Source organism: Clostridium sp. C2-6-12 (assembly GCF_009928485.1).
Taxonomy (GTDB): Bacteria; Bacillota; Clostridia; order Clostridiales; family Clostridiaceae; genus Clostridium.
Genome location: NZ_JAABNP010000006.1, coordinates 20051 through 32968, shown reverse-complemented (window position 1 = coordinate 32968; position 12918 = coordinate 20051). Strand labels below are relative to the sequence as shown.

Genomic DNA, 12918 nt, shown 5'->3' with positions numbered 1-12918 from the left:
TCTATTTTACATTAATATTAAATTAGTTTTAGGACATAATATTTTTGTAGTAATAATATAGTGAAGGTGATTTTATGAATTTCAAATTTTTTAAAAAATCTTTTTCTTTTATTTTAATAATATTTTTTCTGATTTCCTCTCTAAACTTTAATTCATTAAAAGTATGTGCTGCTGAAGAAAAGATTGTATATTTAACCTTTGATGATGGTCCAGCAGGAAAAGTCACTAAAGATATTTTGGATATATTAAAACACGAATCAGTACCTGCAACTTTTTTTATAATAGGAGATCAAATTAAAGGTCAAGAATCTTTAATAACAAGAATGTATAATGAAGGTCATGCTCTTGGACTCCATAGTATGAGTCACAAGCGGAACTCTCTTTATAATTCTAATGAAGCATTTTTAAATGAAATGCTTGAAACCCAAGAATTAATAAATTCTATCGTTGGCTTTAAGCCTAATATATTAAGATTTCCTTTTGGTTGTAATAATAACTGCTATAAACTTTCCCCATCAATGGTAGATTTGCTTCATAAAAATAATTTTAAAATTTATGACTGGAATACAGATAGTGGAGACGGAGCTCACCCTGATGCTAGTCCAAGTTCATTTGTTAGAAATTCTGAAAGTAGTAAAGACAATGTAATACTATTAATGCATTGTGCATATATGAGCAAAAATTCTGTTAAAGCTTTGCCTGAAATAATTAAATATTATAAAGAAAATGGATATAAATTTAAGCCAATTGATGGAAATACTCCTGAAGAATTTCACTTTGTAAAAAAATATAATAAATAAAGAAATGAGACTACCAATAACAATGATAGTCTCATTTCTTTATTTTAAATTTATTATTGTACTGCATATGCCCCGCTTGTTGCTGATATTTTTTCAACGATCTTAAATAATACTAATCCTATTAGTGTATTTATAACCATTGTTGGAATAACTACTGATGCAAATAAAACTCCAAATGATGCTCCTGCTGGTAATCCAACAATTGTTGCTAGTAATGTTATAAACGCTGTTCCACTTATTAGTGTCCCTAAAGGTAATACTATTCCCATTTGAACAAGCTTATTAACTTTATTTCTTAATGGCATTAATATTAAATATACTAAATTAGCTGTAATAAACTTATCTAAAATATTAGGTAATTGTCCACCTGGAGTTTTAGTTGTAAGTGCTGCAAAAACTCCGATGATAATTCCACATGTTAATGCTGTCTTGTAATCTTTATTTAATACTATTATTATAAATAGCATTGCTAATGAAAAATCTGATTGTATTCCAAGTCCTGGTGTAAGTTGATGTAATATTGCTCCTACTGCTATTAATATTGCATTTGCCGCCATTTTTTTTGTATTCATAATTAAGCTCCCCTTTATTATTTATTATTGCTTTATTTCTATATTTTCTATATTAAAATCACTTTCTTTCATAACATAACTATCACGCCCCCAATTTTTAAATATAAAAAAACTCCGTCCTATTAATAATAGGACGGAGATTATCCGCGTTGCCACCTAGATTGCATAAAATGCCTCTCATTATCAGATACATACATATCTTATTCGCTATAACGTGCGACTTACGGCTCAACTACTTTCTAAAAAGATTTCATATTGCTCCTCAAAGGCCCATTCATCATTAACTACCGTGCTGAAATCTCACCATCTTCAACTCTCTTTGACATCGTATCCTGATTACTATCCCTCTTCTTAGGATTTACTTTATATTGCTATACTATACTCATTTTTCTTATTTGTCAATACTATTTTCTATTTCTTTTCCGATTGTATCTTTAATTTGATTAAACATTCTAGGTCTACTAAAGTAATAACCTTGAACAACATCACATAATATAATTTTTAAATATTCAACTTGGGATTTATCTTCAACACCTTCTGCTACAACTTCTATTCCCAATTGATGAGATAGATTAATAATATTTTCCACAATACATTTACTCTTTGGATTATTCATTAAATCAATTAAGAAACTTCTATCTATTTTTAATACATCTATAGGAAGCTTTGTTAAATAATTTAAAGATGAATATCCAGTTCCAAAATCATCTAGTGCTATACTAATTCCTAATTTCTTTATCTCATCTAGTATTCTCACGTTCTTATCAAAAGATTTCATTAGCATACTTTCAGTAATTTCAACTTCAATATATTTAGGATTTATTCTATATTTTTTTATCAACATTTTAAAATCTGATAAAATAATATCGTCTCTAAGCTGCATTTCAGATAAATTAACAGCTATCTTAAAATTATCCTTACCTTCATTTAATAGAAATTTAGTCTTTTTAAACACTTCTTCTAAAACAAATCTTCCAATTGGAACTATCATCTTAGAACTTTCCGCTATTGGAATAAATTCATTAGGACTCACTGTTCCAAATTCATGACTTTCCCATCTTGCAAGTGCTTCAAAACCATTTACTAGTGAATCATCAAGAGATACTTTAGGTTGAAACATAACATATATTTCATTATTTTCTAATGCAGTTCTCAATCCTTTTTGCAAACTGTAAACTCTATTTAATTCTACTGAGAGACTATCATTAAAAAAATCACACTCGTTTTTTCCATTCTTTTTAGCTTCATACATTGCAGCATCTGCATTCTTTAATAGAGTATTATAATCAATTCCGTGATCCGGAGATAAAGCAATTCCGATGCTAGCTGTCAAATAAATCTTCTTGTCACCTACTAAATTTGGCTCTTCAAAAGATTTTATTATTATATTACACAAAGCCACTACTTCATGAATATCAGCCATATTGTATTTAAATAACAAAAACGTATTTCCGCTATAACGAGATACTAATACATCTGGCGGTACAGATTCTAATATTTTACAACCTACTTGTTTTAGTAATAAATCGCCAAAGTCATGTCCAAAAGAATCATTTACATATTTAAAATTATCCAAATTAATTATTACCATCGCTGCTCTAGTGCCATTTTCAGCAACATCTTTTAATAGATTAGTAACAGTATTTTTGAAAAAATACTTATCTGGCAACCCTGTAATTCTATCACTTTGAATAATTGATTTTACAGTATTATTAACCATAGACTCTTTCCAATTGTTCATCCAAGAGTCTATGTTTTTATAATCATCCTCTAATTTTCCAAACAAATAACTTGTTCCAACAAAATAAAATTTTTCTTTATTCTGTATTGTCTTTCCAATGATAATGCATTCTACTATATTTCCATTTATATCTTTCATCTTATATCTTTGTTGTATCTGATCTCTGCTTTCATAACTTTTGCTTAAATCCTGAAAGAAAAATTCAAACATATTTTTTTTATCTTCTTCTTCAACAAAGTTCATAAATTGGTCTAAATTTTGATTTTCAATGTCATATTCTTGTATAAATTCCATGACCTTATTATCAACGATTAATTTTTTATCCAACTGATTCCAAATTATGTTAAATCCATTGTTATCTGACCAATCTAAAATTTCCTCATAGTTAAATTGAAATTCTTCCCTAATCATACCCCATAATCCTTCACTCAAGCTATAATTCAATTTATTTTTTTTCTTTTGTTTCTTTATCTTTTTTGTCTTTTACTAAGGATGTTATTAAAGCTGCTGTTGCTGCCATAACAGTAAGTATTTTTCCTGTCTTTTTTAAATTCATATACCATCATCCTCCCTAACATTTTAAACTAAAATTAAAATATACTTTCAATTACTTAAATTGATTTTCCTTTTCATTATAAGAATAACCTATAATATCTAACCTAGATATTATATTTTCATTAGATATTCCCATATCATAACAAAGAATATCTAATGAAGAATATTGATCTCTTAATTTCATATTGATTATACTTAATAACATAATAGGATCCATAGTCTTTATTGAATCATTTGTCATTTCTATTCTTCCTTTTTTAGATATATTGCTTACTCTAATATAACATACTTTTCCAAATTAATAAACACCTTTACTCTTGGTGCTATTCTTCATCATAAAAATCCAAATAAGAATATTTCGTATCACCTTTCTGCCATCCTAATATTCCATCCATACTTACATTTTCGGCCGCTCTGAATATAGACTTTTCTACTCCGTCGAAGTTTTTCTTTAATTCTTTAATTAAATCTTTAATCTCATATCTCTTATTTCCTATTTTCTCTGCTGCAACCATACAAGCGCAGTTTAATGGCCATATACCACTATTATTAATAAATCTCCTTATATCGTCTTCTTCAATATAATAAAGTGGCCTAATAAGTTCAATATTTTCAAAATTCTTTGATTTGAATTTAGGTAACATAGTTTTGAAATTACCTGAATATAATAGATTCAACATAGTCGTTTCAATCACATCATTATAATGATGACCTAGTGCAAGTTTATTGCATCCAAATTCTTTAGCTTTTGAATACAGAGAGCCTCTTCTCATCCTTGCACATAAATAACAAGGATAATCCTTAGCCATTCTATCCACTACTTCAAAAATTCCCGAATCAAACATATGAATTGGAATATTTAAATATTCACAGTTTTCAACTAATAACTTTTTAATATCTGGATGATATCCTGGATCCATAGCTAAAAATACCAATTCAAATTTAACTGGTCCATGCTTTTGAAGTTCTTGAAATAGCTTCGCCATAAGTATACTGTCTTTCCCACCTGAAACACCAACAGCAATCTTATCCCCTTCTTCTACTAATTTATATTCCATAACTGCCTTTATAAATTTTCTCCAAATATCTTTTCTGTAAGTTTTTATAATACTTCTTTCTATATCATATAACGATTTTTTTTCTCCATCAGGTATAATTCTTTCGCAACCTTTTCCTGCAATTGTACTCATTATCATTTTCTCCTTATTATCTTAATAATATTCTCAACATAAATATTATTCATTTTATATATTATAATTCAAAATTCCTTTTGAAGAAACAGCAAGTAATAAACTAATCCTATATTATATACTCGTTTACTTATAAACTTCTTATTTAACTCCTAACTAATCCCAATCTTTCTTCTTTAAAAAGTTTATAATGAACCAATAACATTTACAAGTATTTTTATTATATATACAACAATAATTTTAGTGAAATAATTCTTAAATATCTTATGATTTTCTTATTATTATATAAAGATACGTTAAACCTACTATTATATTTTAATTTCTCTATTATAATAAATATTAATAAGACTTTTGTATATTTTCAGATTAAATTTTAACTTCATGTATGTACCAATTGAAAATTCAAGCAAATAATTATAATATTACTAGAAATGAGTTTAATTTATATACTTAAAATACATAAAATAAAAAAAGATGGATGGTGGTTTCAATGTTAGAAAAAAAGAGATTATATAAAGATATATCGAGGAAAAAAATTTCTGGTGTTCTTGCAGGTTTTTCTGATTATATAAATGGAGATGTTACTTTAGTCAGAGTTCTATTTGTGTTAATAACTATAGAACTGCCTATTTTAATTGTTATATACTTTATATTTGCAATACTAATGCCTGACAAACAAGATATATATAATAATCCAGACCGATATTAATAATTAAATTTCTTTCTAATTTCAAATTTTAGTTGAAGATTTTTTTTAAAGTGATAAAATACTATTAGTCGGTATTCCTATGGAAACTGAACGGAAATTCATATATGATTATAGATTTTTCCGAATTATATCCATTAATTAAGGAATAAGAACGGAGGTATTTTAATGGAAAGAAATTATGTTAAAACAAGATTTTCAGTAAGACAAATAGCTATGGTTGGTATGCTTTCTGCAATTTCAATCTTTTTAGGATTGACTGGCCTTGGATTTATTCCAATTCCACCTGTAAGAGCCACTATAATGCATATTCCTGTTATTATAGGAGCAATTGTTGAAGGTCCTGTGGTAGGTGCTGCTGTAGGCTTAGTCTTTGGTTTATTTTCAATGTATCAAAATTTTACTGCTCCTGGTCCAACATCATTTATTTTTTGGAATCCTATAATAGCTTTAGTTCCTAGAATTTTAATTGGATTGGTTGCGTATTATGCATACACTCTTATTAAATCAAAGATTAAAAATCAGGGTATAAGCATAGCAATAGCATCAATCTGTGCTACTTTAGTTAATACAATAGGAGTTTTAGGATTGACTTATGTTTTTTATTTAGAAAGATATTCCGCTATCCTTAAAATAAATCCTGAAACAGCTGGTATTGCAATTGCAACTATTGGTGCTACAAACGGAATTCCAGAAGCAATAGTAAGTGCTGTAATTTCAGTTCCCGTTATAATAGCTATTTTTAAAACAAAAAGATAATATATTATTATATTAAGATAGGCAATATATTAAACTTGCCTATCTTTTATTATGTTCACAATTTTATTTTTTATGAAATCTCCTTAAATTTAATTTTAAAAGCAAATTATTTTCCCCTCCAATTATCCTTAATCATTTAATTCATCTCCATAAATATAATTTTCATTTTACTATTTTTAGAAATATTTTTTCTTGAATTTTTATTTATGCCATATTATAATATGAATAAAAGTAGAGAAAATTTTATATAAAATCTAATCTTTGAAATTTCAACTAAAAAGCTTTGAAATTATTTTTTTAATATAAAAATGAGTGATTACTCACTACATTTCAGAAAGGAGCACCATTATGCAAAATTTATCTAATAACATGACCAAAAACTCTCCTTCAATTCGTATTGAACATGTGAATAAATTATTCGGCAAGAAACAAGTTCTTTTTGATATAAGTTTAGATGTTCCCTATTCTGAAATTTTAGGATTGCTTGGACCATCGGGTTCTGGAAAATCAACTATTGTAAAAATGATTTCTGGCATTGATTCTCCAACCAGTGGAAATGTATATTTACTTGACGAAAAAATGCCAAAGCTTTCAATGATGGATAAAATAGGGTACATGGCCCAATCTGATGCCTTATATGATGAACTTACAGCCGAAGAAAATATAAAATTCTTTGCTTCTATGTACAAACTTCCAAGAGCAAAACAAAAAGAAAGAATTACTAAAGTTATGGAATTAGTAAATTTATCTGATCATTTAAAAAAGCAGGTAAAGCAGTATTCAGGAGGTATGAAAAGACGTTTGTCTCTTGCAATTGCTCTCATACACGAACCACAAATATTAATATTAGACGAACCTACTGTTGGAATAGATCCTGTACTTCGTAAGTCTATTTGGGAGGAATTATATAAACTAAAGAATAATGGTACTACTATTATCGTCACTACTCACGTAATGGATGAAGCTGACAAATGTAATACTTTAGGTATGATTAGAGATGGTAGATTGATTGCTATAGGTTCTCCAACTGAAATTAAACTTGCATCAAATTCAGCTACAATCGAAGAAGCCTTTTTGTATTATGGAGGTGAATCAAAATGAGAGTTAAAGCAATTATGATAAGAATTTTGTTACAACTTGCTCATGATAAAAGAACTATTGGTTTAATGATATTAGCACCGATTTTAGTTTTAACACTACTTTCATTTGTTTTTGATGGTTCAGAGTATCATCCTAAAGTCGGAATAATAAATGCCCCTTTAAACTTTGTAAACAAATTAGAGGATAATGATGTACAAGTTATTAGATTTACCGAAAATGATGCTGATCTTACTTTAAAAGCTTCTGAAATTGATGCACTGATTAATTTTGAAGGTGGAATTCCCAAAATAACACTTGAGGGCAGTGATCCCAGTAAAAGTCAAGCCGTTATTAAGTTAACTCAAAATGCGCTTTCTCTTTCAGGCTTATCAAAAACTGTAGCACCTGATATAACTTATTTATACGGATATGAAAATATGGCTGCCTTTGATAATTTTGGACCTATACTAATTGGATTTTTTGTATTCTTTTTTGTATTTTTAATAGCTGGAGTTGCCTTTTTAAAAGAACGAACTACTGGAACATTAGAAAGAATCCTAGCAACTCCCCTTCGAAGATGGGAAATTGTCATTGGGTATTTTTTAGGCTTTGGTTCCTTTACAATAATACAATCAGCTCTTATTGCGTGGTTTTCTATTAATATTCTTCATATAATGATGGTTGGTTCATTTTCATTAGTTCTTATAATTACTATTTTAACAGCAATGGTTGCACTAACTATTGGAACCTTTATATCAGCTTTTGCAAACAATGAATTGCAGGTAATTCAGTTTATACCTATTATCGTTGTACCACAAGTATTTTTTTCAGGCCTTTTTGACCTGACTACCATGCCTATCTGGCTTCAATCTTTCGGCAAGTTTATGCCCTTATGGTATTCAGCTGATGCTCTTAGAAATATTATGATTCGAGGTAAAGGCTTAGAAGATATTTTGTTTGATGCCTTTATTTTAATATTAATTTGTATCTTCTTTACCATTGCTAATATTTTAGCTTTGAAAAAATATCGCAAAATATAGTAAAACACACGAGGTGAGTAAAATTGAAATCTACAAAAACTTTAAAAGATCTTATAAGCATAAGTTCTACAGACATGGACATGACAGAAAAGCAAATTAACATTCTTAGTGCTGCAATTGAGCTCTTTTCAGAAAAAGGCTATGAGGCTACAGCTACTAGTGAAATTGCTAAAAAAGCACAAGTTGCAGAAGGCACTATTTTTAGATATTACAAAACTAAAAAAGATCTTTTATACGCTATTCCCAATGCATTATCTAAGATTTCATTATTTGAAATTTTTTTAGAGGATTTTTATGAAATTTTAAATGATAATCAGGATAGCTTTGAAGATTTTTTAAGAAAAATAATAATGAACAGAAAACAATTTGTTTCAGAAAGTGCACCGATTTTAAAAGTAATAATTCAAGAAGTACCTTTTCACCCTGAACTAAGAAGCAAAATAATAAATACAGTTATTTTCCCTTCAGCAAAAAGAGGCTTTTCTATTATTGAAAAATTTAAAGCAAATGGACAAGTTGTTGATATGCCTAGCCATACTATTATTAATTTAATAATTACTTCTGTATTTGGTTATCTCTTTTTACACTACATAGCCTTACCTGAATTGCCAGAAAACGAGAATGATTTAGAATATTTAATTCAATATATTTTAAATGGTGTTGGTAAAAATAGTACTTTAAAAACTTTTAATCCCTAAAAACTTTATGTAGCAAAATTAGTGAAAAATAAATGATTAATAGTGAATATTTAAGGAGTGATTATATGAAAAGATTAATTACATACATTCTTATTACTTTATTCCTATTTACCGGCTGTTCCTCAAATGGAAAGGTCTTAACTTTAAAAGGAGATATTCAAAACAATATTGTAACTTCAACTTCTACTGTTTCCGGCAAAATTGTTGAAATGAAAAAAAATCAAGGTGAAGTAGTGAAGAAGGGTGATATTATTGCAGTTATAGATAATGTAAACCAAAAATATATTGTTGATCAAATGCAGGCTACAGTAAATATTAAAAAAGCAAAACTTGATGAATTACAATCAGGAAGCCGTCCAGAACAAATAGAACAAGCTGAAGCTCAAGCGCGTGCAAGCAAGGCTCAACTCGACCAATTATTAGCTGGAAATAGAACCGAGCAGATTGAAATAGCAAAAAATGATGTATCAATGGCTCAGGATTCTGTAAACTCTGCTCAATCAACATATGATAATGTAAATACTCAATATAATAATACAACTCAGCTTTATGAAAGTGACGCAGTATCAAAAAGTTCCTTGGATGATGCAAAAGTAAAACTTGATACAGCCTCTGCCCAACTTTCTTCTGCAAAGTCTAAGCTTGAAACTGCTAAACAGCAACTTCAGCTATTACAAGAAGGTTCTACTTCTCAGGCAATTGATGCTGCCAGAGCAAACTATAATGCTGCAAATGCTCAGTTAAATTTAATAAAAAACGGTTCTACTAAACAAGCAATTGATGCTGCTCAAGGAGATTTAGACCAAGCCACTGCTCAACTAAATCAAGCTCAAAATACTCTAAGTAATTATAATATTACAGCCTCAAGTGATGGCGTAATAATAAGTAAAAATTTTAACTTAGGAGATGTGGTTAATATCGGAAGCGATATTGTTGATATAGCTGTCTCAAATGATATCTATGTTTTATGCTATATTCCAGATGAATACTTGGATAAAATAACTTACAATCAATCATTAAATGTAATAGCCTCAAATAAGAAAACTCAAACTGGTTCAGTTAACTATATTGCACTAAAACACGAATATACTCCAAAAGATAAGCAATCAACTGCTGACAGTAAACATATTGCTACTAAAATTAAAGTTGCTATAGATTCTCAGGATGGAACTTTAAAATCTGGTATGACTGCTAATGTTGAAATTCCAATTAAATAACCCATATATTACAATTATAGATATTTAAATTTAGGCTATATTAATTAGCAGCGTTAATAAATAATATAAAATAGCGGAACTCCTTTCCAAGAGTTCCACTATTTTTTCATTTTACACTTTAAATATCAGTATCCAAAAATATAGTTGTTAAATCCCAATATAAAAATTGAAGAAATATTAATATTCCGTTAAAGTCAACCTTTAAGTCCCTTTGCTTGACGTTCCATATCTTCAACTACAATATCATATATTTCTCCTAATGAAGCACAATACTCCAATACCTTCCATGGCTCATTAGTATGGTAATGAATCTTAATTAACTCCTCATCTCCAACCGCAAGTAAGCAATCACCTTTAAAATTCTTTATAAAATATTCATTAATTTTATCTTCATCAAGATTCTTTCCTTCAATTAGTAATTGTGTATCATATCTATATTCCAACATAATCTTTTCTTCCTTTCTAAATTATCATTTGTCTTTAAATTATATAATTTGCTTGGAAACATAATATTTTATTACTAAATCCTTTAATAATATTTCCTTCATGTTTTATATAAACTGGGTTACATCCATAAACAGGATGAATATATTTTACTTCTATTTCTTTTGCTTGAGTTGTATTGCAAAGTTCTTTTAATATAAACAATCCTTGTACAACTGGATTTTCTGTAAGATGGATAGAATTTGTGTCTCCTGTTAGATAGCTAAAATCTGCAATTTCCTCTTTTGAAAACTCACGCCATAAATCACCAGTATCTTCAACAATTTCTGGTTTAACAGGTTCTTTAACTGATACATTCATCATTAAATACACCGTTAAAGTTTCTATAGGTTCACCATTAACATATCCACTACAATTAATTACACATAACTTTCTACTGCTTTTTACTATTTCATGCTTAAATGTTTCGCTACATAGTTTTGTTTTGAAGCGTTCATATTTTACTTTCGCAATAAATGCACCTTCATAAAAAAAATCTTCCTTTGTAGTAAATGCTTTAAATAAATCTACCATTTAATTTCCCACCTCAACAATTTGCATAATAAATCATATTTTATTTCCATGATATTAATGGATCTTTCCTTGGAACAGTTCTATAATATTTTACATTAGGATATCCAATAATCATACAAGTAACAATTTCGTTCTTTTCATGTATCCCAAGGAAATTTCTAATTTCCTCATTTTCTTTTGCTGCAATGACAAAAAATCCACTAAAAAATGTTCCAAGACCTAAAGTATTAATCATAAGCTCCATATTTGATGATGCTAAAGAAGCATTTATTGGTGAATCAGATACAACAAGTATTAAAGCAGGAGCATTAAAAAACAATTTATCATTTTTAGAATTTTCTTTATATTGCTTATACATCTTAAGCCATAATTGAGCATATCCTTTATAAGGCATTGTCTGTGGATTCAAATTTCCAAGTATTTCTTCACCTTTATTTTTAAGACTTTCATAAATCATTTCTTTTAGTTTTTCCATATTATCTTTTACAACTATATATGAAACATTTTGACTATTAGTTGCAGTTTGTGTAAATCTTCCAGCTTCAATAATTTTAAGTATCTTTTCTGTTTCCACATCTTTATTTTTAAATTGCCTTGTTGATCTTCTAAACTTTATAAAATTAAGTAATGTATCTGCTTCAATATTAAATTCTACTTCCTTATAAGCTTTAACATCTTCCATATTATATTCATCTGTAGAGATAGCCCCTTTAGGGCAAACAGCAATACAGTGTCCACATTTTATACATGCTAAATTTCTTATCTTTGCTTTATTATCAATTACTCTAATTATGCCAGGAAAACAATCCTTAACACAAAGTCCACATCCTACACATTTTTCTTTATTTACAATCATCATAATATATTTACTCCATCTATTATCATTAGATTTTCTATTTTATTTAGTGTATTCTATAAGCAATCTTTTAAATCCATCCAAATTATATTTAAATGCAAATCTTACCACATTTCTTCGTTCCTCTGGAGTCATCTCACCTTCTAGAGAATCTAAAAGCATATTAAACATATTATTAAATACCATTTTTACTACCTTATAATTTTGAGTTGTTCTACAATTATCTCCTAAACCATATTCCTCAAGGCAATCCTTCTCACTCTGTACTATATTCTCCAATAGTTCATCCTTCAAATTTTCATATTTTGTACCTTGGCTGCATTTCAATAAAATTAATAATCTCTTACGATTTACTATTAAACGATCTATATTTCTGTGATTTGGAAGATAATCTTCTAAATTTTGTTCTTTATTAAAAAAAGCTCTTGTTAGGGTTGGAAATACATTATAATTATAATTTTTAAAAGCATCTACAAAATATTGTGGTAAAAGTGTATAAAATAAATCTTCTTTGTTTTTAAAATAAATATAAATACTACCAACAGATATATTTGCTTTTTCAGCAATATCTTTAATTTTTGTATTCCTATATCCTTTTTCTAAAAATGTTTCTATAGCTGATTTTTCAATTGCTTGCCTGACTTCATCTTTTTTTACTTGAACCATCTTACTTTTAATCACCTCAAA

At 28.1% G+C, this 12918-nt stretch carries 15 protein-coding genes and 1 other annotated feature; of the genes, 7 read left to right on the top strand and 8 right to left on the bottom strand.

What is annotated here, in order from left to right; genetic code table 11:
* Positions 1-74 precede the first annotated feature (74 nt).
* On the top strand, positions 75-800 hold the full coding sequence (locus tag GXK56_RS06745) for a polysaccharide deacetylase family protein (protein ID WP_160686495.1): 726 nt from the start codon (positions 75-77) through the stop codon (positions 798-800).
* A 53-nt stretch (positions 801-853) separates the two neighbouring features.
* Here the strand turns inward: GXK56_RS06745 and GXK56_RS06740 are convergent, their stop codons facing one another.
* The 4 genes from GXK56_RS06740 to GXK56_RS06725 all read right to left on the bottom strand — a co-directional run bounded on the left by GXK56_RS06740 (position 854) and on the right by GXK56_RS06725 (position 4858).
* Positions 854-1372 carry a tryptophan transporter gene (locus GXK56_RS06740; protein ID WP_160686493.1) on the bottom strand — a complete coding sequence of 173 codons (519 nt, stop codon included), beginning with the start codon at positions 1370-1372 and terminating at the stop codon, positions 854-856.
* Between the two features lie 126 nt (positions 1373-1498).
* Positions 1499-1734: a binding site (T-box leader), on the bottom strand.
* A 29-nt stretch (positions 1735-1763) separates the two neighbouring features.
* Positions 1764-3545, bottom strand: a complete 1782-nt coding sequence (locus tag GXK56_RS06735; protein ID WP_243156034.1) for a bifunctional diguanylate cyclase/phosphodiesterase — start codon at positions 3543-3545, stop codon at positions 1764-1766.
* A gap of 175 nt (positions 3546-3720) precedes the next feature.
* A complete protein-coding gene (locus GXK56_RS06730) occupies positions 3721-3909 on the bottom strand; it encodes a DUF4250 domain-containing protein (RefSeq protein ID WP_160686491.1) in 189 nt (62 codons plus the stop codon).
* Between the two features lie 82 nt (positions 3910-3991).
* Complete coding sequence (locus GXK56_RS06725) at positions 3992-4858, bottom strand: ATP-binding protein (protein ID WP_160686489.1); 867 nt, start codon at positions 4856-4858, stop codon at positions 3992-3994.
* Between the two features lie 490 nt (positions 4859-5348).
* Between GXK56_RS06725 and GXK56_RS06720 the strand changes: the two genes are divergently transcribed.
* The 6 genes from GXK56_RS06720 to GXK56_RS06695 all read left to right on the top strand — a co-directional run bounded on the left by GXK56_RS06720 (position 5349) and on the right by GXK56_RS06695 (position 10358).
* Entirely contained in the window at positions 5349-5567 is a 219-nt protein-coding gene (locus GXK56_RS06720) for a PspC domain-containing protein (RefSeq protein ID WP_160686487.1), read from the top strand.
* Between the two features lie 165 nt (positions 5568-5732).
* Positions 5733-6323: an ECF transporter S component gene (locus tag GXK56_RS06715; RefSeq protein ID WP_160686485.1), complete on the top strand. Its 591-nt coding sequence runs from the start codon at positions 5733-5735 to the stop codon at positions 6321-6323.
* Positions 6324-6671: 348 nt separating this feature from the next.
* The gene (locus tag GXK56_RS06710) at positions 6672-7424 is read left to right on the top strand and encodes an ABC transporter ATP-binding protein (RefSeq protein WP_243156033.1); all 753 of its coding nucleotides are present in this window, start codon (positions 6672-6674) and stop codon (positions 7422-7424) included.
* Positions 7421-8443 (top strand): ABC transporter permease, encoded by a 1023-nt coding sequence (locus GXK56_RS06705; RefSeq protein ID WP_160686483.1) that lies wholly within the window; start codon positions 7421-7423, stop codon positions 8441-8443. Before GXK56_RS06710 ends, GXK56_RS06705 begins: the two co-directional genes overlap by 4 nt.
* Before the next feature lie 23 nt (positions 8444-8466).
* The gene (locus tag GXK56_RS06700; RefSeq protein ID WP_160686481.1) at positions 8467-9141 is read left to right on the top strand and encodes a TetR/AcrR family transcriptional regulator; all 675 of its coding nucleotides are present in this window, start codon (positions 8467-8469) and stop codon (positions 9139-9141) included.
* Between the two features lie 65 nt (positions 9142-9206).
* Positions 9207-10358 (top strand): HlyD family efflux transporter periplasmic adaptor subunit, encoded by a 1152-nt coding sequence (locus GXK56_RS06695; protein WP_160686479.1) that lies wholly within the window; start codon positions 9207-9209, stop codon positions 10356-10358.
* Between the two features lie 194 nt (positions 10359-10552).
* On the opposite strand, the gene GXK56_RS06690 is transcribed toward GXK56_RS06695, so the two are convergent.
* From GXK56_RS06690 to GXK56_RS06675, 4 genes are read right to left on the bottom strand one after another with little or no spacing between them, the layout of a single operon-like run.
* The gene (locus GXK56_RS06690; protein WP_160686477.1) at positions 10553-10804 is read right to left on the bottom strand and encodes a kinase to dihydroxyacetone kinase; all 252 of its coding nucleotides are present in this window, start codon (positions 10802-10804) and stop codon (positions 10553-10555) included.
* A 34-nt stretch (positions 10805-10838) separates the two neighbouring features.
* Positions 10839-11375: a hypothetical protein gene (locus tag GXK56_RS06685; protein ID WP_160686475.1), complete on the bottom strand. Its 537-nt coding sequence runs from the start codon at positions 11373-11375 to the stop codon at positions 10839-10841.
* A 40-nt stretch (positions 11376-11415) separates the two neighbouring features.
* On the bottom strand, positions 11416-12234 hold the full coding sequence (locus GXK56_RS06680; RefSeq protein WP_160686473.1) for a nitroreductase family protein: 819 nt from the start codon (positions 12232-12234) through the stop codon (positions 11416-11418).
* Positions 12235-12273: 39 nt separating this feature from the next.
* Entirely contained in the window at positions 12274-12897 is a 624-nt protein-coding gene (locus GXK56_RS06675) for a TetR/AcrR family transcriptional regulator (RefSeq protein ID WP_160686471.1), read from the bottom strand.
* Between the last annotated feature and the right edge of the window lie 21 nt (positions 12898-12918).